The organism is Vibrio sp. 2CM40D (assembly GCF_023161825.1).
GTDB classification, from domain to species: domain Bacteria; phylum Pseudomonadota; class Gammaproteobacteria; order Enterobacterales; family Vibrionaceae; genus Vibrio; species Vibrio alginolyticus.
The window spans coordinates 24,619-47,188 of record NZ_JALNTL010000011.1; the positions used below are offsets into that span (position 1 = coordinate 24,619).

The 22,570-nt window shown below is 47.3% G+C and carries 17 protein-coding genes; all 17 read left to right on the forward strand.

The genetic code is table 11. The annotated features are described in order from the left end of the window. The first annotated feature begins 290 nt into the window (after window positions 1–290). The 17 genes from MTF70_RS20460 to MTF70_RS20540 all read left to right on the forward strand — a co-directional run bounded on the left by MTF70_RS20460 (window position 291) and on the right by MTF70_RS20540 (window position 22,527). Window positions 291–1,205, forward strand: a complete 915-nt coding sequence (locus tag MTF70_RS20460; RefSeq protein ID WP_248394292.1) for a hypothetical protein — start codon at window positions 291–293, stop codon at window positions 1,203–1,205. Between the two features lie 887 nt (window positions 1,206–2,092). Then, entirely contained in the window at window positions 2,093–2,653 is a 561-nt protein-coding gene (locus MTF70_RS20465; RefSeq protein WP_248394294.1) for a hypothetical protein, read from the forward strand. 11 nt (window positions 2,654–2,664) lie between these two features. Beyond that, entirely contained in the window at window positions 2,665–3,180 is a 516-nt protein-coding gene (locus tag MTF70_RS20470; protein WP_248394296.1) for a hypothetical protein, read from the forward strand. Then, window positions 3,180–3,992, forward strand: coding sequence for a hypothetical protein (locus tag MTF70_RS20475; RefSeq protein WP_248394304.1), 813 nt, complete (start codon window positions 3,180–3,182; stop codon window positions 3,990–3,992). Before MTF70_RS20470 ends, MTF70_RS20475 begins: the two co-directional genes overlap by 1 nt. Before the next feature lie 128 nt (window positions 3,993–4,120). Beyond that, complete coding sequence (locus MTF70_RS20480; protein ID WP_248394306.1) at window positions 4,121–6,835, forward strand: hypothetical protein; 2,715 nt, start codon at window positions 4,121–4,123, stop codon at window positions 6,833–6,835. Between the two features lie 3 nt (window positions 6,836–6,838). Further along, window positions 6,839–7,186 carry a hypothetical protein gene (locus MTF70_RS20485; protein WP_033905435.1) on the forward strand — a complete coding sequence of 116 codons (348 nt, stop codon included), beginning with the start codon at window positions 6,839–6,841 and terminating at the stop codon, window positions 7,184–7,186. Then, a complete protein-coding gene (locus MTF70_RS20490) occupies window positions 7,183–8,580 on the forward strand; it encodes a hypothetical protein (protein WP_248394308.1) in 1,398 nt (465 codons plus the stop codon). The genes MTF70_RS20485 and MTF70_RS20490 overlap by 4 nt, the downstream gene beginning before the upstream one ends. Window positions 8,581–8,736: 156 nt before the next feature. Continuing rightward, the gene (locus MTF70_RS20495) at window positions 8,737–9,576 is read left to right on the forward strand and encodes a phage tail protein (protein WP_248394310.1); all 840 of its coding nucleotides are present in this window, start codon (window positions 8,737–8,739) and stop codon (window positions 9,574–9,576) included. A gap of 56 nt (window positions 9,577–9,632) precedes the next feature. Further along, complete coding sequence (locus MTF70_RS20500) at window positions 9,633–10,094, forward strand: hypothetical protein (protein ID WP_074190815.1); 462 nt, start codon at window positions 9,633–9,635, stop codon at window positions 10,092–10,094. Then, complete coding sequence (locus MTF70_RS20505) at window positions 10,094–11,353, forward strand: hypothetical protein (RefSeq protein ID WP_248394312.1); 1,260 nt, start codon at window positions 10,094–10,096, stop codon at window positions 11,351–11,353. The genes MTF70_RS20500 and MTF70_RS20505 overlap by 1 nt, the downstream gene beginning before the upstream one ends. 72 nt (window positions 11,354–11,425) lie before the next feature. Further along, complete coding sequence (locus MTF70_RS20510) at window positions 11,426–12,544, forward strand: hypothetical protein (protein ID WP_248394314.1); 1,119 nt, start codon at window positions 11,426–11,428, stop codon at window positions 12,542–12,544. A gap of 94 nt (window positions 12,545–12,638) precedes the next feature. Then, window positions 12,639–15,266, forward strand: coding sequence for a hypothetical protein (locus MTF70_RS20515; protein WP_248394316.1), 2,628 nt, complete (start codon window positions 12,639–12,641; stop codon window positions 15,264–15,266). Between the two features lie 366 nt (window positions 15,267–15,632). Continuing rightward, on the forward strand, window positions 15,633–15,956 hold the full coding sequence (locus MTF70_RS20520; RefSeq protein WP_017634052.1) for a hypothetical protein: 324 nt from the start codon (window positions 15,633–15,635) through the stop codon (window positions 15,954–15,956). Beyond that, window positions 15,953–16,366 (forward strand): hypothetical protein, encoded by a 414-nt coding sequence (locus MTF70_RS20525; RefSeq protein WP_248394318.1) that lies wholly within the window; start codon window positions 15,953–15,955, stop codon window positions 16,364–16,366. The genes MTF70_RS20520 and MTF70_RS20525 overlap by 4 nt, the downstream gene beginning before the upstream one ends. Continuing rightward, a complete protein-coding gene (locus tag MTF70_RS20530) occupies window positions 16,359–16,985 on the forward strand; it encodes a hypothetical protein (protein ID WP_248394320.1) in 627 nt (208 codons plus the stop codon). The genes MTF70_RS20525 and MTF70_RS20530 overlap by 8 nt, the downstream gene beginning before the upstream one ends. Beyond that, window positions 16,982–21,775 carry a hypothetical protein gene (locus MTF70_RS20535; RefSeq protein ID WP_248394322.1) on the forward strand — a complete coding sequence of 1,598 codons (4,794 nt, stop codon included), beginning with the start codon at window positions 16,982–16,984 and terminating at the stop codon, window positions 21,773–21,775. The genes MTF70_RS20530 and MTF70_RS20535 overlap by 4 nt, the downstream gene beginning before the upstream one ends. 68 nt (window positions 21,776–21,843) lie before the next feature. Further along, on the forward strand, window positions 21,844–22,527 hold the full coding sequence (locus tag MTF70_RS20540) for a hypothetical protein (protein WP_248394324.1): 684 nt from the start codon (window positions 21,844–21,846) through the stop codon (window positions 22,525–22,527). The last annotated feature ends 43 nt before the right edge of the window (window positions 22,528–22,570 follow it).

Consider the following 22,570-nt stretch of genomic DNA (forward strand, 5'->3'; position numbering starts at 1 on the left):
CCTAATACAAAAATCTCCAGAGGTGTAACAATACCGATCACTGTTAACACACCTTTGCCCCATTGTCATTCAGAGTAAATGCTCTTTCATATTTTGCTGATGTAAATTTACCCTACAAAAAGTTATCCGATAGAATACAAACCAACATAACTTGCCCCTTCACTATGCTTGTTTGACTTGGCAATTTGCCTATTTAACCAGTTAATTCCTCGAGGTATCTTGTTGGGGGATGATAAAGCACTGAAAATATTGTTATTATCCTTTTTCATTTACTAGTAAAACTAAACCCCATGAGATATGAATCCGCTCCTGTAGCTCCAGTAGAAAGACAAAAAACCACAAGAGAACGTACAGTACGTCAACGCCTAGAACGTCAGGAAGAGCTGAGATATACCGCGAGCGATGAGAAACGATGGGCTGAAAATAGAGAGCGCGTTCTTGCTGAACGCAAAGCTGCCCAACAAGCTTATGGCTTAACAGAAAAAGAATGGGACGATGATTTACAAAAGCAAGCTAAAGAATATCAATGGGATACCTCTCAACAAGAGAACGTCAGTATTGCCGTACTAACCGTTGAAGAAGCCAACGAGTATTTGGATTTGCTCATTAAAGACACGCACGGACAGCTCACTATAGGTAAGGACTACACTGGCGTTAGCAAGGGACTTAAAGACGCTTATGACGTGGCCAAAGATCTCGGTGGATTTGGGGCAACCGCCAAAGCCGTCAATATCAATGGTGTAATGAACATTGTGGTTGAGAACTACAAGCCTCGATATTTAGATTTAGGTGTCCGTTGGCAGGAAGCAACGCCTAAAATGCTTAAAATTGGCCACGCCCTAAACACCGTTCGAGGCAATGTCAGTTTCTTGAGCAGCAATATCTATGTAGAACTTGTGTTCAGTGGTGCGGTTAATGCAGTTGATTACATATTGCACGATGAAAAAACGCTAGGTGAGGTAGTAGGACAGTTTACATCGGATGTATCAAAAGGTGTGGTTGCTGGTGTGATTGCTCAAGGCATAACGATAGGGCTTAGAGTTGGAGTTACCGCAGCGTTTGCAGCGCCACCAACAGCGTTATTGTTGGGTTTCTTTGTGCTTACTGCTTTCGGTATTGGTAAAGTTGTTTCGACTATTGATGACCAATACAAGTTCACCGAACCAATGAAAAAAGAAATTGAGAGGTTGATTGATGAAAATTAATCGTTTTCGCTCTGGACTATTTTTGGCGGCATGCATAGCATCATCACTGCTCATAGTCCCTTTCTCTACCAATGGCCTTTACGACTCAGAAAGTCTCCCAAATGTGGTCAAGATATACAGCCCACTAAATGACGCGTCATTACTGGCTCTTAGCTACGCAATGATCACTGCATCGTTATTGTCATTGATAGTATTCATTACTGGCCGATGCTTAAGATGGTTACCTAAAGCGGTTGTGCTAGTTCTAAGCTGCTTATTCTTGGCTTCCTTTGCATATGGTTGGCATACGAATGTATCAACAAAGCAAGAGCTTAATGAGAAAGGCTATATTGAATGTGTATCTGAACGGGAGCTTGCATTGAAGTTCTCAAGCAAAACTTATGTTCTTCCACCCGAGACTTGCGATTAAAGGTTTAGTGAAGATGGCCACTAGCGAACTGGTTACCAATGAAAGTCAATAGCCGTTTACTTTTTGAGGAAGCTTGGTAATCACTGCCAATACTTCGTCACATAGCGCAGGGGCATCTTCATAGGGGCAATATCATTAACGTCCACTGGGTGGTGCACGTCACGAATGTCCGAGCCAATTTTCAGCATTCTTACCATTCTTGGAGCTAACACACCTTGGTTGGTTAATGGAATACTAATCCTACCGTTTGTAGTGGCCAAAGGAGTTTGGCCACGCATTTGAAGCCCATCCATACATAAACTAATCAGTATTTCGCTAATTTAGCAAAATCACTAACTCAAAAATGTCCAAAAATGAGTTTCGGTCTTTGTTGTCCATCGACAATAACAAAGTTTAAATCGCGTGCCCTATTTGTTTGAGTTAATATTCACCAAGCCTATCCCCTATCTCAAAATGCGCCGCCGCTACCGGAGTGGCCATGACACCAACTGAACTACTCGAAGACGTGAAAACGAGATTCCCTGTCTTGCTGCACGACGACGAAAAGGCGCTGTTAAGCCTACTGCGTAAAGCGCTGGCCAAGTACCAGGAGACTGCCGGATTTACCACGAAAATCCGCATCCACCAAAGCGACTTAGCCAATAATAATCAGTTTGAATTGCCGTCCGACTTTGCTGCAAGGCTGGTGGTCAAAGATGACCGTGGCCGTTATGTGCGTAGCGAGGTTTGGGGCAGCGTTCTTGAACTGAAATTAACGGGCGCAGAAACATTCCCACTGACATTGATGTACATGCAAAACGTACTCAATGAGCCGTTTGATTCATTCCAGCTTCCAACGCCGTGTATTAGCTTGCTTGGCGACTATCTGGAATTGCTGATCACTATCCCGAACACAGAGCGTCAACGCCGTATTGCCATCGCTGGCAAGCTGGATGTGACCGATATTGCTGCCGAACCAGACCTAGCCGCACGTAAAGCCGAGATTGAAAGCTCAATGCGCGCGAACCGTGCCATTGTTCCACCAATATCGTTGCTCTAAGCGAGGCGGTCATGAATCCATACATGCAGCTCGCCAAACGCGCGACCAATAACTTTATGAATAAACCGTGGCTGCAAGGCTGGCAATGGGCGGTAGAAATCGACTCGCCGGACGCGCCAACGGACTTTGATATTTACGTAAAGGATATTGATTTTGGTGCTGGCTCTATCGATGCGGATTCATTCCAAGTCGGTTCGGGCTCTATTGCGCTGCCTACATACAGCAGCGTAGGTGAAATTACCCTAACGGTTCGTGATGACCAAAACCTGACTATTTCTAAATGGTTTGGTGGCCGAATAAAGAAAGTCAGAAACCAAGACGGCACACTCAACATCCCCAAAGAGTACGTGTTCAAAATCAACATATTCACGCTCAATGAGGACGGCAAAAAGTCACTCTATAAGAGCTATCAAGTCTTTCCTACCAAGATTGGCAACGTGATGTTTTCACGCGAAAACGGCAACCAGATCCAGTCATTCCCGCTCATTCTCCAAAAATTTATGTCTGTAGGTAACAAGGTACTGTAATGCACATTCCATCATTTCCACTACCAAGTAACATTTCAGAAGTGATTGAGTTTCGAGTCCCAACCGTGGAAGACGCTCTATTGTTCTGCGACCTCAACGAGTACCAAGAGGAAGCCAACACAACTCGCTATCTGAACCACATGCAAGACACCAGCAAGCGCCCTATGAGTGATAGCGGCTTATGGACTGGTGAAGATCGCCGAGCGGCATTGTGGTGGATTTTTATGTCCACTAGCGAGCTAGGCACCATTCCATTTAGCTATGAGTGCGAGCACTGCAAAGAAACTCACTATCTCGATCTCAATATGGGCGAGCTAATGGAATCGGCCAAAGCGCTCAATGGATTGCCAAAACAAGAGATCACCTTAAGCGTGAAAGGCAAGTCATACCTAGCGAACGTGAAACCACTAACCGGTTACGAAGCGGAGCAACTTGAGAACATTCGCAATGAGCGCGACCAGTACGAACCGGACAGCGCTGAATGGAAGCAGCAAGCGAATCACATGGCGCTCACTGAGCTGGCCTATTGCCTAACGTTCGAAGTTCAACCCAAAGACCAAGACGATGCCCTAGTGTGGAAAATCGACCTATTGAAATCGATGTACCTCAACACGGAATTTCGCGTGGCCTTTGCCAAGGTTGAAAAGTGCCTACGCAATGCGCGTCACGGATTGCTTACTAAGTACGACGAGGGGCGTTACTACCTAGTCGCCACCATTCCGCAGTGCCAGAAAGTTATCGAGCAAGGAGGTGAAGCAACTCGAACGTTGCTCTTACCCTTTCGGAATAACGACTTCATTACAACGTTTTGATTACGTTGGTTGGAACGTACTGATTGAGAACTTAACGATCTACGGTGGCCAGCCTATCGATGCGGTATTCAAAACACCTCAAACAATGGCCATAAGCCTAGATAAAGCGCTCCAAGACAAGGTGAAAAATGGACAGAAACCAACAAGAGGTTGATCTTTCACTGGTTGTTGATGCAGTGAAGCGAGCCAGTGACAAAGAGCTGACCGTGCTATCTGAGATTAGTCGCAAACTCGATGGCAAGACTCTACCAACGAGCCAACAAAAGGCCGTCCTTGCAGTGGATACTAAGGGCATCGAACAGGCGGTGACTAAGGGCGTTTCCAATGCCTCTCTTAACGTATCCACTATACCGAGCACTAATCCACAAAAAGAATTAAAACAACAATCAAGTGACGCACCTAAACCAAGTGGAACCAAGACCAAGCGAACAGGTGAAATTGAGCTGTCCTTTGCGCCTAGCCAGCCAACAGAGACACAAGCCAAGCCGGATGCTAAAGCGGTCGAGCAAAGCAGCTCTGTAAGTGGCGTAACGTCGATTGCTGACACGCTGAAAAGCGAGGACGTGCACGAGCCAGTAAAACAAGCGCCCGTTGTCGTGAATGTAGAAGCGCCAGAATCGAATTCTGAGCGTTTTGACACCTCAATCCTTGATGATGTAACAGAGAAGCTAGAAAAGGTCGTCTCTGACGCACTGGCAGAGTTTGAGGGCTATTGGGAAGACGCTAACGGCAAGCTTCGACGCTCCGATGGTCGCTATGCGAGTAAGCAAGAGCAATCGGCTTACAAGAACGCACAGCAAACCGCATTAGAGCGCCAAATTGAAAAGCAAACCGACACGGAAAAGGAAAGCCAGAACGTTTTTGCCAAGTTGGCCACCAGCCTTAAGCAACTGGCCATCAATAACGTGAAAGAGTTCCTACAGGAAGAAAACGACGCGACCGATGCGGCTGGCGCTGCGGCTGGCGGTTCGTTCTTCTACTCCGCTAAAGAGCTTTATCACTTAGGGCAAGACGCTAAAGAAGCATTGGATGATGTGACCGAAAAAGCCACCTCAACCAAGAACAAGCTAAAAGAATCGAAACTAGGCCGACTCTTTACCCGAGGCAAGCAAGCGCCAGAGGTAGACAGTCATGCCGTCACAGCCATAGAGACAGTTAGCCATGAACAATTATCAGCGACAAAAGATTCATTCGAGACAAGCCATTCAACGCAAATTACGCCTAGTGATCGACCTAACCGTGATGGTGCTAGGGGTAACGTGCCTGTCAATCTTGTCGGGAGTGATTCTAGCCGGATAAGCACTGCTAGTGAGATCAAAAGCACCAAAGAACAGAGCTACCGAGCAAACATGCTTGAAGTGCTCCATGAATCGAGTGCTGAACGTGAACGCCAATTCGATGATGTACTAGATAAGCTCGATGATCTGATTTCGGCAACCAAAGCAGCGGCGAACGATGGTCAAGGCGATCTATTAGACCTAGCTGGCGATATGTTTGAACGCCGCCGTGCTGGTGGACGTGCTGGCCGTAAAGCGGGTGGCAAACGTGGCCGAATCAAATCGGTAATGTCAGGCATTGGCAGCAAGGCCTCAAACGTGGCCAACAAGGGCGTATCGATGGCGGGTGCCGCCTTTAAAGGTATGTCTAAAATCGGCTCTGTTGCTGGCAAGGCGATCCCTTTCCTTGCTCCGGCATTAATGGCCTACGATGCGTTTAGCGGATTCACTGACAAAGACAAACAGAAAGAGACGTTCAACCTCAAAGATGGCCAAGAGGCGACAACTGGCCAGAAAAGCTCAATGGCATTGGCAAACGCGCTCGATTTGGGTGGCCTAGTCAGTGGCGGTGCTGGTTTGCTTGGTTCGGCGCTTGGGGCGTTCGGTTTTGATGGTGTTAAGGAAGCATTGACCTTTGATTCTGGTGATATGGCCAAGGGCATTTACAAGCTGTTTGGCGGCGAGATCGGGGGAGAAACAACGGCTAAGAGTTCTAAAGTCGAAAGCGAGACTAATCACTCTAAGAGTGAAAGAGCTCAATCAGAGAAAGAAGAACACCTTAAAAGCGCCGAAGCCTACCACACTGCTAAAGCGTCCAATGACAGCCAAACCATGCGCGAACTTGATGCGAAAAACTCAATTCAAGTGACCTCTCAAGAGATATCGCAAAAGGCCAGCGAGCAAGGGATTAGCTACAAAGAAGCTTACTTAGCTGTAGAAAGAGAAAAACGTATTAGCCAGGACAAACGTGTGCAAGTGGCTAATGAAACGGGCATGGATATGTCCGGTATGGTCGAGCATCCCGAGCTTGGCCAAGTTTACTCGCCAGATAAGAAAGCTGAACAAGTGGCCGCCGTCGATGCGGAGATCAAACGCCGTAAAGAGGCCGAGGCCATAGCCGCACTAACCAAGGCTGCAAACAACACGCAAACCAACAGCGTGACCACAGCCAGCCATGAATCATCCATCAATACCGAGCTAAGTAACCAGAAAACGGATGCTCAATCCGTGGTGAAAGTGGACACCGAGAACACCTCGAATAAGACGGTTGCGACTCAATCATCCATTCAACACAATGAGCGAGTTAGCGAGCTGCAAGCACAGGCAGCAATGAAAGACCTCAAAGAGAGCGGCAAGCCTCAAACCGTGGAACTTAGCAAACATTCACTGGATGCCATTGGGCGCGCGGTTAGCGGCAGTGATAACAACAAACCGACCACTATCTTTGCAGCGCCTAGCGGCAGATCAAGCAAAGACAAGCCAGCGTCAGCCACTAAGGCTAGCGGCTCTATTCCTCTCAACTTTGATGACCGTTCGTTACAGCGTCAAAGCGCTGATATGGAGTAATAGATGAGCCAAGAAATTGATTACTTACTACGGGTCGATATTGACGGTGTAAAGGTGGCCGATGAGAAACACGCGATCGTTGCGCGCGTCTCTGAATGGCTCGATACACCTCAAGGCCAAGTTTGGGGCGCTCCAAAATGGGGCAACAGATTAGGGGCATACAAGCATGAACCAATAAACGAAACCACAGCAGCAGCTATCGAAAACTCAATCCTATTAACCCTCCCAATTGACGTGAAAGACGCGGTGGTTCAAGGCATTGCCGTAGAGCCAAGCGTGAACGGTATCGATGCCTACAAATTGACGATCGTTGTGAACGGTCAAACGTTGGAGAGAGGTATTACGTTTTGAGCAAGTTAGAAGAAGTCAAAAAGACCTTTAACGAGGCGATTGCTGGTTCAAGCTGGTGGTCGCGTCATATTGGTTCGCAGTTCGTTGACTACCTTTGCTTATTTGTGGCCAAGATTGTTGAACGCATGGCAGCAATCAGTAGCCGTGCATTGCAAGAATCCTACCTAACGCTAGCCACTAAACGCACCTCCATTTTGGCGGGTTCTGAAACTGAGGGCTATGTAGGGCGAAAAGCAGCGCCATCGAAAGGCCGTGCGCTAGTGACCAATACCGGAACAAAGCGCGTTACCTTGCCGAAATACAGCCAATGCGTGGCTGACAATCAATTGCGCTATACGCTAATGGAAGCCATTGATCTTATGCCGCAAGAAAGCGCCGCAGTAGAGGTGCAACAGTTCGAAGTGTCCAAGATGACCTACACGGTCGATGAAGAAAAAAACTGGTTGGCCGTGGCGTTCCCTCAAGAGCTGACTAAGCGTATTCATAACATCATCGTGCGTGTGAACGGAGAAGAATGGACGCACGTCTTTAAGTTTCGTAATACTGACGGCAAATCCAAAGCCTACATGGAGTATTACAAGCCAACCGACCAGCTAGGCGTTCGTTTTGGTAACAACAATAACGGTCGTGCGCCAGCGACAGGTGATGTAATTGAGTTTGAGCTATGGCTGACTAATGGTGTGACTACCCTGCTCGATGCGCAGCCTTTAGAGCTTATCGATATGGGGATTCAAAGCGCCTATAAAGACCAACTCTCAATCAAAACGTCCACCAGCATCATCGGCGGTGCAGAACCAGAAGACATTGAATCAATCCGAAACAACGCCCTTTACTCGCCAATCTATGACGAGCAGATAGCGTGGGACTCGGATTACATGACCTTTGTTAAGCGCAATATTTCTGGTGTTACTTGGTTGTCGATTTGGGGTGAAGCGGAGCAGGAAAAACTCACAGGAACGCCGGACGTTCGCAACATCAATACGATATTTATTTGTGCTTACTCTGCCGATAAAACCGACGAGATTTTGAATCAGGAAATCCAAGTTCTATTCGCTGGCCGAGAGGGCTATAACGAGCGCTATAAGCTGGTGGAGCGTAAGGACGTGCCATTTACCGTGACGGTCAAAGGTAAGCTTTACCCAAGTTCAAATCCAGAATGGGCGACAAAGGTACTGGCCGATGCGTTAGATGAGAAATTTGGCAAACAGACAAGTCGCAATGAGCGCATTACCAAAAACCAAATTTGGGATGCCATCCAAGAGCTCAACGTGACTTTGGGTATTAAAGAGTTTGAGGTTGAAGTCGTTGGGATTCTTGACCGCATCCCGATTGATACTTACCACTATTTAGATGTGAATGCGTCAACCATTCAACTGAACTTCGATTACTCATAGAAGTTTTCGCACGGAGCAAGAAAGACACGGATGTTTTCGCATGCGAGAACTTTAAAACACAACATACTATATAGTTTTCGCATGCGAGAACTTTAAGAAACATCATCCCGTATAGTTTTCGCATGCGAAAACTTTTACACCAATAAGGCGAAAAACATGGCATTTGGAGACTTCAGAAAATGGCTATCTGGCCAGCTAACCAAGGCGCGTCAAAAGGAAACCGCTTGGGTAGATTTAGCAAGCGCGATCGCAGAGTCAATTGAAACTCACGTAGAGTCATACATTGAAAAGCTTAAAGCGCGTTCTTCACTGTACGAAATGGACAAAGAATCGCTGCAAGAAGACATTAAAGAGCTGCGAAAAATCTTCCCACTAGGCGAAGTGGCCGATGAGGACTTGCCACACGTTGTGATGCAGCGTAAGGACGAAATTCACTTCAAAAAGACCATTTACCCACTTATCTCAACGCTCGCGCGTGAATTTAAAGGGTTACGTGTTAAGTGGGAACGAATCTACGCGCCAGTAGACCAAGAGCGATTTCCATACGGCACGTTCTTAGTTCCCGAGTCAGAGTTAGAGCTGCAAAACGGACTAAACCCGAGCGACTTTTTCCTTACCAGTCGCGGTGCTATTCGCATCCCTTTGAACGACATTGCAGGTGAGGACGGCATTACCGAGGAAGCCATTCGAGCATTCGAAGCGAAGATTAAGCGAGTGGTGCATCCTCTTATCCCATTACGAATTGTTTTAGATGGCCAATTGTATTCTATTGAATTTGAAGTCATGGATATGGTGGAAATACCTAACTATTCTGACCATGTTACGGTTGGAAAACAGACCACGACCGATATAGAATCAACACCGAGCTATAAACAGGATTTCGTTCAGACTGGAACGACGACACAGGAAGAACGCCCTGTTAGCCCTATGTATGGTACACCTAGAATGGATGCGATCCCCTTAGATGCGATCTCCATTGATAGACGGTACTATTAGCCCTATTCCTATTCCCCGTCCCATTAAAGCGGCACGACTTATACGAGGTCGTAAAGGTGCTTACACAAAAAGTAGTCCTATCGCAGTGTGAACTGCTTAACCGTTATTACGACGAACGCGCCTTGTCGTCGTTGCCTACCAATGGTACTGAGCCTTATTTCCAATTTGGCGATCTTGAATGGGGTTTTGACCTTATCCAAGAAATTGAGGGCAAGCCTAGCTGCATGCCTATCCCACTGGATAAGACAACCGTTGAAAACGTGTTTTACCGCTCTAAGGCGAACTACGCCTATGTGAACGGCAATATCGTAATCACGGCAAACTTGCCAGCGGGTACGCTAGCAGAAGATGAACAATACCAGTTCTCTTGCGTCGGCGTGAAAGATGCGAGCGGCGGTCTGATTCTAGTGGCTGTCACTCAACCAGTTTGGATCTACTCTGACCGTGGTCTATCGATAGAAATCGTGATTAACACGGCTCGCACGGATAGCGCTCAATTGGCGCAGGTAGGTTCCTAATGAGTCGCCCAAACTTCGAAGAAACGATCATCATCCCGCCACTGCTAACGGACTGGCAAGCGCTACCGCTTATCACCGATACGCAGTACCTAGAACCACTGGCTAGTAACAGCCTAAACCGTAAGTTTTACGGCATCGTTCGCGCTGGTATTTTCCGCGGTTTTGAATGTGCTCCGGCTGGTGGAATGAAACTGCGTGTGAGCAGTGGTGAACAATTTGGCGTGGCGTTAGTTGAGCGCGACGACTATGTGTTAACCGTTCGACAACAACACGATGTTGATGTGGAGATTCCGGCTGGTGCCACTTCTTATGTGGTGCTCGAAGCGTTCTATAAGTTTGGCGTAAAGACAAAACAAGTCGATTTAGCGTCAGACATTGAAGCGTCCGAAATTAAGGTGCTTCCGCAGGAAGCGGTTGAAGATCATCATTTGATATTGTGTCGCGCTACCGTGCCAGATGGCGTTACCCAACTCAAAAGTGAACACCTTAACTTTGATGATCGTGAACAAGGCGGTTATGACCTACAAGGCCACGTTTCACATCCCGATCCACATAAGCAATATGCGATGCGCGCCGAAGCCAATGCGCACTACGCAGATCGTGAAAACCCGCACCATGTAACCAAAGCGCAAGTTGGCCTTAGCTTGGTAAACAACTGGGACGCAACCAGTCAGATAAACGTAGACAACGATCAGCTTTATGCCACTGCGAGAGCCATCAAGTTGGTTCACGACAAAGCTGCTGCTGCATACAATAAGTCGGTTGAACATTGGCCGTACATTGCGTCTGGTGGCGAAACAAAAATAGCATTGCCTTACGAAGTGCCGGAAGTAGATTCATTGTCTATCCAAGGTATCGTGCAGACCAAAGACAGTGCTTGGCAATTCTTGAAAGACACTAATGAGGTTGAAGTAGCCGAACCACTTGAAACGGGTGATGAAGTGGTGATTACTCTTGGTGTTCCATCACTAAGCTCAAGCTCCATCATTGCCGAGCTTCAAGAACATATCGATAACCTTGAAGCCATCATAAACAGCGGTATCGCTGGCGCGCCTATGGAAGTATTCCATAGCCACTTCGCTAGCACGTCGAATACTTTCACTGTTCCACCAGTCTTTGAAGAACGCGCGATTAAGCTGGTGTTCCTACAAGGTGTGCAGCAATCAAAAGATATTGCTTACACCATCTCACCGGACGGTGATGTTATCCAGTTTGTTGATCCGATTGCGGCAGGAACGGAGATCACCTTGGTCGGCTAATCAGTTTCTACATTCCCCCAAAACCTATTCCCCATAAATGCCCTTTTTACTAACAACGAAATTGGATTTTTTATGGCTACACAAAACAAATTAACTCGCATTAACCGTCTTGTTTCTGATCTCTCAGCACAAGACGTTGGTGCATTACCAGCGGGGGCTCGCGCAACAGACTCATCAAAACTAGAGGGGAAAACCAAGGCACAAGTTGTCAGTGAAGCGCGCTCGAATCTTGTCCCAACTTCTCGCACTATCAATAACAAACCACTAACGGGCGATGTAACTCTGACTCACTCAGATGTGGGCGCAGCGCCAGCAAGCCACACGCACGACTACATCCCTAACAACAAGAAAGGCGTTGCAGAGGGTGTGGCTACGCTAGATAGCACTGGTAAGATCCCACAAGGCCAATTGCCAGCTATCGCTCTCAAAGAAACGTTCCCTGTTAAGTCAGAAGCGGAAATGCTTGCTCTTACAGCGCAAGAGGGTGATATGGCAATCCGTTCGGATCTGCGTAAATCATTCGTTCTTATGCGCCAACCAGCGAGCACACTAGCGAACTGGCAAGAACTATTAACACCGACTGACGCCGTTTCATCGGTTAATGGTCAGCGCGGTAACGTAGTGCTTGAAGCGACTGACGTTGGTGCGGAACCAGCGTTTGAGAAAAAAACAGCATTCAACAAAGACTTTGGTACTGCCGCTAACACAGTGATGCAGGGTAATGACTCTCGCGTTGTGAATGCAGTGCCAAAGACTCGCACCATCAACGGTCACGCGCTAAGCGCAAACGTCGAGCTAACCGCAGAAGACGTGGGCGCACTAGATGCTGGCGCAACTGCCGTTAACGCAGCGAAGCTTGAGAACACCACTAAATCGCAAATCATTTCACAAGCGCGTAGCGGTTTAGCTGCTAGCGGCGCGTCATACACCAAAGCAGAATCTGACGGTAAGTATGCCACCAAGGATAGTCTAGGCGCTTCCATCAAAGACGCGATCCGAACGGTGGATATTACTGTCGAATCTGCATCAACTACGGTGGCTCTGCCAGCGGGTACAGTCTCAGCAATCCTTGTTCTAAGCGTGTGCGGCGTAATGCAGAACGCAGGTGTATGGAGTCTATCTGGTAACACAATCACGTTCGGTGAACAGCTACAAGCTGGCGACATCGTGACGGTTATCGGCTTCAAGTAAACATGACCTTTCCTTCCCTACTTCCCCATTAACGATGTGCTCCGGCGCTTTGTCGGAGTTGCTGGTCATTGAATTGAGAAAGGCATATTTCTGAATGGCATTAAAAAAATTGACTCAAGTTGGTGGTAGTCCAGCTCGAAAATTGCGTGAAGAAATCACAACAAAAGTGGATGAACACGCTAGCAATAAAACGAACCCGCACGGAGTCACAAAGGCACAAGTAGGCTTAGGTAACGTACCAAACTATCCGGCCACCAGCTCGGTAACAGATGCGTCCAACAGCAAACTTGCGACCGCTGGTGCTGTTAAACAGGCATACGACAAAGGCATCGAGGGTTTAAATCGCGGTAACGCAGCTTATGACCGCGCAGAACAAGCAGAGACGAACGCAAATGCTCACACTGACAACCGCATTAGTGCTTTGATTGGTGGTGCGCCAGTAGAAGCGCTCGACACAATCAAAGAGCTTGGTGACGCGCTCATGGATCAAGAAGATGCGGTAGCGGCCATTACAACCAACATTGCTCAACACAAATCAGACAACTCGAACCCACACAAGGTTACGAAAGCTCAAGTTGGTCTATCAAACGTGCCTAACTACGCATTCACAGCAGCGGTTAATGATGCTAGCGATGTGAAATTTGCGGCGGCAGGTGCCGTTAAGAAGGCGTATGACCTTGCAGCCTCAAAGATGACTCAAGCGCAAGCCGATGGTCGCTACCTAAAACAGTCTGGTGGCACACTGACTGGTGGCCTACTCATTGATGAGGGCAGTTCCAATGTTTCTCAATTGTACATAGGTCATGCAGGTAAGCGCTTTCATGTTGAAACGAAAACCGATGGCACCTTTGAGATTGTAGAGAGTGACGTTTCCAGTCGATTAAAGATCCGCAAAGGTGGTGAATCAACACTATACGGCTCCCTAAACGCTACAGAGTCGGTATCTTCGAATCGTAGTGTTGAAGTGCAAGGCACTCGCGCTGGTAATAACGTTCCATCGAGCGAGCAAGTTAAGCTGGACGGGTACGGGTTGATTGGTAATCGTCGGGCGGTTTACTTAACGAACGGCTCTAATTCGTCGGATGCTTACGTTCAAATCGCGGTGGGTGGTGCTCATAATGGAGGGAACGCCAAGTTAGACCTGACTCGATCAAAGCTTAGTTCCAGTGTCCCTATCGAAGTGCAAGGGAATAAAGTCGTTACAGAGGCGTTTAACCGTACTGAGGTTGTGCGCACCTCTTTAGGTAGTGACAACTCTTGGTGTCAGGTTGCTAACGTAACGATGCCTCAATCAAGCTCTACTGCGGTTATTGAGTTCTTTGGTGGTGCTGGCTTTAACACTGACTTGCACTATCAGTCGTCACGACATCAAATGATTCTGAGAGCCAGTAACGGAAACCCTAAAGGTCTAAATGGTCAGGTTATTACAGACCATCCTAGCGGCTTGCCATTTAGTGAGTTTGGTTGGGTAAATACTAGCGGTGACAATTACGCCATCTATGTAAAAACACGTAGTGCCTACAGTACGAACATTCTTATTCGATACATGTGTAGTCACACCATTACGCCATACGTTAGCAATAAGGGGGCAAGCCAGCCAGTGAGTATTGTCAAAGGGCGAATGGTCACTAGCTATACGTCTTACAATAAAGACTTAGGGGCAATTAACTCTGTTGATGGAAAGGGTTTAGAGCTTGATTACTCTACAATGAAAACTTGGATTGGTTCTCGCAATTCATCTTGGTGCCACATGGAGACTGAGGCCGCAAGCGGCTTTTACTCTTACTCCTCGTTCACCTTTGCTAAAGGGATGGATGTAATGCTCAATCAGAGCATTTCATTAGGTGGGCGAGCTGCATTTCGTAATACAGACGGCAACTGGCTTCGCATCAATGATTTAGGAAAGTTTACTTCTGGTGTCTATTTCGGTAACTCATTGATTCGCACTGAGGGTGAAATAACAGTTGGCGCATGGAGTGGTTCGACTGATTCCGTTCGTATGGATAATAGTTTTATGGATTCATCATGGGCGACGAATGGCCGCGCGGGATTCAGTATCAACTGTAAAGATAGTTCAAGTGCGCATTGGGCGTTAGCCTCTTACTATGATGGCACCAATATACGTTCTGGTATTCAGATCCTATCTAACTCAGAGGGTCGGATGCGCTTCTACACTAACCGCCGCAGTAATTATGTAGACATTAAGGACGGCAATGTATATGCAGGTTCGCCTCAGAGCTCGGCTGGTAACTCTCTCGCACGTAAAGACTACGTTGATAGTAAACTAGCGGGTGTTTCATCACGCGCGGGAGAGGTTGCCTTGGGCTGTAATGCGGGGCTAAGAGAGGGCAACCTTACGATAGATGGCATTACATGGGAGTTCAAGAATTGGATAGGATGTTTCCTCGATCCGTTTGATTTGATTAACTACAACGCTCCGGTTGCTGGTTTTGATGTTCGTGTTGAGGGGTATTACGAAATTGAATGGACTGCGATACGACGCCGCAATGCTTCAAACTCATCGGCTGTATACTCTGCAATCGCCAAAAGCAATAAGATTATAGCGGAGGCTCAAAGTGATTCCAACGACTTCGATGCCGTGCCAACGACTTGTCGATGGGTAGGAAAATTATACTACGGTGAGCTTATTCAATTCTTAGACAGAGGTGCATCCACGCCTATTCGGGGTTCGCATTTCTCGATCCGCTACATCAAGCCATAACCATAAACCAAAGGGACACGATGCTGTCCCTTTTTTGCAAAGTTTTCGCATGCGAGAACTTTAAAACATGAGCGCATATTGATGCGAAAACCAATATTTATATAATCTTCCTCGTCAAATATCGATTCGACTCGACTATCCTCGTTGGAAGTTTTGTATGCGTTGCCGCGCAACAAAACGCTTGGATTAGCCTCTCACCAGCCTTTTGAGTGAGAGGCTTCTTTTTTATATAGGCTCTTGAAATCTAACTTTTTTCCGCAAAACAGCCCTATTTAATACCCATTCAAAAGTAAGTAACGCCCGTCTATTGAGCAAAAGCCACCATTCCGAATACACTCGCTAGGTGATATACAAAAGGGGGATTTAATGCCGGTGTCAGTTGTTGGTGAGAGCTTTGCGATTAGCGTACTGGCTCTATCTGTCCTCAGTGGTGTTGGGTCATATCTCCAAGGCATACGCGAGCAACGTCTAGCTGGTGGATTCCTTGATTTTTTAACCGAGCTAACGCTGGCGTTGGTGGTCGGTTTGATAGTCGCTTACTTGTGTGAAAGCGAGGGTGTGGAGGCTGGTTATACCAGCGCGCTTGTCCTCATTGCGTCGAACAACGGAGCAGACTCGATCAACTTTATCCGCAAGCTGGCTAGCCAAATGTTAGCGAGATTTTTTAATACCGGAGGGCAAGGCAAATGATGGAATTTGCAGTAATTGGCCTAGCCATTGCTGACCGATTTTTGCTTAAACGAAACGCAGTAAAAATACTGCATGCAAACCAGATGGACGATCCCGATGTGATTCGATTCGTTCTTGGTTATCAATCTCATCGAGCCATAACGAGTGGGACTTTAACCTATTCGTTGCGCAGTAAAAAACGACCAAAAGCCGTCATTACTCGCACACGTAAGCTCGACTTTTCACACGCCGGACATAACAGCGAATACCTGACGTTCGATCGCAAGTTACTCGAACTCGAAGCGGGGGAAAAGCTGCATGGCGAGTGGATTCTGGACGTTAAGATTGAGCGCTCCTGTTCCCTAATCAATCCGCTATACAAAATCTTTCCTACCTGTACGACATATTCAGAGGAATTTGAAATTGCGTAACAACAGTAAGTTTGCACTAGACCAGTCACATAACTATGTGGTGGTCGATTTTGACAACGTGACCGAACGCGGCCTTAAGAGTCTGATCACTGCGTTAAAACAAGCTGGTGCGACTGTTACAGACGTAGAAGCCTCGAACAAGAGAACGAGACGAGACGGCGAGACAGTTAAACGCGCCAAGTTATTCTTTGATAATGGCCAGTCAATGACGCTGTTTATTGGTGATGAGGGTGATATTTTCCAAATGACACTCAACAGCACTAAACAGCCTATCCCTAGCGTGAAAAACGAGCGTGAGCTTGCGCGTGAAATGGTTCGCCTAATGAAGCGCAACCAAAGCAAGTTTGACAAGCAAGTTGCACGTAAAGCGGCTAAAGCCGTTAAAGACACCTCAGACATTCAACCAGCTACACGTTCTGTTGCTAAGCGACTTGAAGAAGCCAAAGCGGCTGAACAAGTCGCTCAGTCCAATTACACCAATGCCCTAGCCGCTCGGGATAGCGTTCGCACTAAGTTGGAAGAAGAACAACGCCGCATAGCAGATCTCGAAACTGCATTAGAGCAAGAGAAGCAAGAAACCAAAGAACTTGAAGCACAATTAGAGGCGGCAACGTCATGATGTTTACCAGTCAAAATCAAATCAAGATTGTGGATCGCATCGACCATCTGGCCAAGAAACTCACGCCGGAGCAGATTGAAGCGGTGCTGCAAGGTAAAAACGCCGATCAAATCCTAGAAGCATTGTCACTTGAGGATTTGGAGAACACCTACTTGTATCAGTGCAAGCCTGCGCCACAAATGATGTTAGAGGCGTTCAAATCGAAAGCCTCAAGGCTTCAATTTCGTGCTCAGCAATTCGGTAAGCACTTGGAACGTAAAACCCCTACTCTATCGGTAGAGGCCGTTGAAGTAGGCAAACCGCGCAAGTCTGGTGCGGTTGCTGTCCAAATGGTGAAAATCCCGTTTTCAGATGGCCAGAGCATTTCTATTGCGTTCCATGCGCCGGATAACGATCCGCTAAAAATCAATCCAGATGACACGTTAATCGCGTTCCGCTTTCTAATGAACTCGCGCGATATTACTCACGTAGTCGCGCCAAAGGGCAACATGGATTTATCCCTTAAGGAAGTGACCAACAAGCTAGCGCAGTTGCTTGAAAACAACAGTGAGAAATTTGTCGCTGCTAAGGCCAAGAAAGACGCTGACAAGAAAGCATTGGAAGAAGCGCAACAAAAGGCACAAGAACTTGATGAACAAGCTGCGCAACTAGGCGAAGAAGCTACCGAATTGGAACAAAAGCTCGATGAGCTGGCCAAGAAAGAGAAGCGCTTGGAAACTCAGATCGCTACGCAGAACGAAATCCAAGAAGAACTACGCAAACAGCTTGCTGCTATCAAGCCAGCAGCAAATACAGCAACGAAAAATGTAAACGCTGGTGGTAGTTCGTCTCAAGTGATCGAGCAATGGGACGCTTCATGGACTAAGCAAGAGAAGCGCGACTTCATCATTAACCGTGCTTTCAATGGCGATCTTGATGCCTTTGTTAAGCAGCTAAGCCAAGAGTTTAAAGACTCATTAGAGTTTGCAGGTGCAGCAAATCAAAACGTTCCTAGCACTTATTCAGAGTCGTACATCAATGATGTGATTTATGACCTCGATAAAGGTGCTATGACGGTATCAGAGCTTGCCGAGGCTAAAGAATACATCCGTGATTCAATTGAAAACGATTTTCCTCAGTTGTCAGACGAAGAACGGGAACGAAAAGCAAATATCGAGCGCAAAGAATGGCTATTGACTCTTATTGGTCGCAAGACCATTGCTAAGGGCTGGAAGATGGATAAAGGCGAAGATAGCGAGCCGTTTGTCTACTTCGAATCCCCTGACGCGAACGACGATGATAGCTTTGGCCAGTACATGATCCACGCGCGCGATAACCAAACCTTGGCTGTCACTTACGGCGAGGGTTCACCGCTTGCTGGTGGCGACGATCTACAAGGTTGGGAAGCTGCTAAATCACTTATTCTGGCTGACTACGATCGCGAATCTAAGTTGCTTCAAGATACCGATGACAGCAACGAAGAACCACAACCAATTGCGAACGACGAGCCAAACGCGAACGACCAAGACAAAGACGAAACCACGGATAACCTATTCTGGTATGGCCTACGTCTACGCCCTTATGGCTTGGGTACGACGCCGCCACAACATCAAGTGGTTAAGTACCTCGATCCAGAATCGGCTAAAGAGCAATTCGCTGACGCTGGTAATGGCATTCGCCACGGTGCGATCGCTTATGACCAAAAACTGCCACCAGAATTAGTAAGTAACTTTGACCTAGAGCCGCTATTTGGCATGGTTGAGGGCGACCTAGAAGAAGCGGAGCGCATCGCAACCGAAGCGCTAGACCAATGGGTTGAGGACAAAGGCGTTGATGAAATTCCTCAGTCTACGCTCGATACCCTAAAACAAGTGGGCTTCAAAGCAGCGTTCGCTAAGCAGCTACGCCAGCAACCAGAAATGAAGAACCGCAAGGAAAATCCAAACGCGTACAAGCTATGGAGCGCATCGATTGACCTTGTGACGCCGGACATGATTCAAGAGATTGCCGAAGACCTAATGCTGGTTCAAAGCGATGCTGAATTACAGCGCCAAGCAGAACACACGCAAGGCCGCATGCGCTTCCAAGAAGCAGCTCTATCCCAACTTAAGGATATGCAGTCAGTAAACCCAAGCGATCGCAAACGTCTTGTTATGCTAGCTGACCTAACGCTAGGTACTGGTAAAACACTAAAACGTGGCGAGAAAGTGGATGACCAAGCTAAGCGTATTTCAGAACAAGCGCACCTAGTGGAATCACTACAAGGTGAAACCCTAGCGTCACTGGAAGCGCAATTTAAGAACCGCAAAGAGATCACTGATTTCCTAACGGCTCATCGCATTCCATTTAACCGCCGTGCGAAACGCGCTGACCTACTGCAAGCTATCTTGAACTACCGTGACGGATTCTTTAGTGCAACGGCGAAAATGTTCGACCTACGCGCGCTACGTGGCGACCTATACGAGAAGTTTGAGAACGGCGAAGCGTTAGCACTGGATGACGTAGAAAAAGCGTTTAGCGCGACTACGGTTTACCATGAGGGAGACGTAGCTTACACCAAGGCAAAAGGTGAAACCGTCATTCCAGCAATGGCAGACCAAGGCGAGGACTACCAAAAAGTTGAGCGCTTCATTAAGGCGATTGATGACGGTATCTACCCTGACCTATCCGAACTAAGTTCAGATGAGCTCTTTGCTCAGCACTATGCAATGGCAAGTGTTACCAACCAAGACATCCTGGCAATTCATGGTTTTAGATACTTGGATAACGATGAGCAGATCGACAATGAACAGATGGCGCGCGCTATCCAGAACTCGGTCATGCCATTGTGGTACACAAAAGCTATCGAAGCGGAATACGAAAGCCGTGGCTTCCCTAGCCTTGCTGCGTTGCCTGACTTGAACCATAAAGGTCAATTCAAGGCGACACGCGAGAAACGCTACGCACCAGTTGGCACTATTGGCCAATCTGATTTTAGCGTTATCGATACGTACACAGGCAAGGTGCTAGAAACTGGCCTAGAGGGTGCAGCAGCGCAGCAAAAAGCGACTCAACTAAACGACCAAGCAGTGAAAGAAAGCACTATTGCAATCTTTAACATGCTTAAGGACGGCAAAACGCTTGAGCAAATTGCAGAGACGGAATACAGCGCACCACTAGAGCCTGTCAGTCCGGCCATGTTCACCACAATCAACGGCTTTGAATCATTGTATTCAACGTTAGCCATTAACGGCTCGGGTTCGCTTCACTCGCGCCCAACACTACGCGAGAACGCCGACAAGCTACTGGCTAAGGTGGACGCTTACGGCAAGATTAACGATATTGCGCTAACCGAAGAACAAGAGAACCAAATGGAAAATACATTTGGCTACAGTTTCTTCTCTGCGAAGTCGAACAAGGGTAAAGAGCTACGCTTTATCGCTAACACCAATTCTCGCAGCTACCTAACGGTTGACGGTGCTAACAAACTGCTTGAGCTATTGGGTGCTAAGAGCGCCGTAGAATCTGACACAGCAGATGAAGTGAGCAAGGGTGCATCCGAGGAAGAAAAACAACTTCTCGCACTAGACCCAACTCAATATTCATTTGGCTCAATCTATGAGAGCGAGGGCATTCGAGATACGGGTGAAATCGCTAAGCGAATCCGCGCCTTTATCGCTCAGCTTAAGAAAGCTGGCAAGATCAGTAATGACGTTAAAATCTCAGTACGCAAGCCTCGCTACGGCACACTAGACCTAACGCTGACTGACTTGCCAAGAAACGTCATGCTCTACAATCCAGCTTACCTACAGTTCGAGATTGATAACCCTAACTCGCCAGCGCCACACGGTATGAGCCGTTATACCGAAGCAGTAGATCAGCTGATCGAGTTCGTTAACGCTTATGTAGGCCAATACGACTACAACAACAGCGACACGATGACCGATTACCACGATCGCAATTTCTTTGGTGGCCGCCTAACCGTGGACTCTGATTTTGGTAAAGAGCGCAAAGTGGTAGAGCTCGCGTCTCTAACTGAAATGCACCAGCAAGGCGAACAGGCAGAGGATGACGTATTAGACGTTACCTCATTCCGTGAAAGCCTAGATGAAGAAGAAGCGAAAGCACTTGAGCAGCTAGAAGCCTTTACCAACCTAGAGCTAAAACTTGGTAAGCAGGAAGTGACTTTCCCAACAGGCCGAGTGAAGTCGATTAATGCGAAAGATGAGGACGGACTAACTTACAGCCTAGACGTTCTATTCGACATTCTAGCGACCGACTTAAGCGAAAAAGCGAAAGCTCAACTTGAGACGATTAAGGACTGGCAATCTGCGGATGCCTACTACAACGAAAAAGGCGCATTGGTACAACCAAGTGTTGCGGCAGGTATCCACTCAGTAAATGGCTCAGTGCCAACGAACGTGTACGCTCCGCTAATCGCCCGTTCATGGTTAAATGAAAGCCACGCTGACATTTATCCGATCGCTAAAGATGGCGAGTACAAGTTCGCGCTATACCAAGGCAACGACTTGATCGGTGAATTTGACGATACAGCGGAAATGGAAGCGCTATTAGTGAAAGCGTTCAATCTAAGTAGTGAAGCACCTCAATCTGAAACAGAGGGCAATAACGAAGAAATGGAACATGTAGAGAAACTAAAGGAAATCCGAGATTTTACTGGTGAACCTACGCCGGAATTGGTTGATGAGTTCCAAACCGCACTAGAACAGGCTTACGCCCACTTCGAAGCTAACGACCAAATAGCAGAGAACGAAGCGTTGATGGATGCCGCTCTAAGCAACATCACCAGCATGATCCAAGCGCAAATCTAATCACAACCAAGGCCGCCACATCGGCGGCCTAAACCGGAGAGAATCAAGTGTTAAGCTTAAGAGAAAAAATGACGCTCAACCGCGATGCTGCGGGTTTGTTGAAAGAGCTTAAGAGTGGCCAGCTATCGATTGGTGAACGCATCAAAAAGAACCGTGAGCTGGTGGAAATTCTTAATAAACTGACAGGCGCTAACCAAAAGGTTGAGCAGGAGCCGGTATCAAGTTCGGATGAGCCAATATCGGTAGAAGAATTTTCCAAGTTAGGCCGCTCCGATAAGATTGAAAAGCTCAATGAAGTGCTACTTCTGCCTAACTGGTACGAATACGAAATGGCGTTTTTCCCTAACTACCAAATGGTTGAAAAGGGCGATAACTACGTTGTGTACAAGGATGGCGAAAACTTCCAGTTTGGCTACAAAGGGCATATTGCGCGAGGTTTGGACTACTGGAAAAACGATGCGGGCTCAGCCAAGAAAAATGGTGGTTTTGGTAGCTGGTCGCGCGCTGACCGTAGCAAGGCTATCAAGATCATCACTAAGCACATTGAGCAGAATGAGCGCGACAATGGCGAACGTCCAGTTGAACAAAGCGAACTGGTTGCGAGATTCCTTGCAGGGGAGTTTAATACAGCCAAGCCATCGTTGTTTGTTGATGTAATGCGAGACGTTCACTCAGAGGGCTTGGAGCTAGATAGCATCAAGCAAAAAGCGATTGAATGGTTCGAGCACAATCCTGACAAACTGGCCGCTTAAGTTTTCGCGTGCGAGAACTTTAAAACATGACATTCTATATACT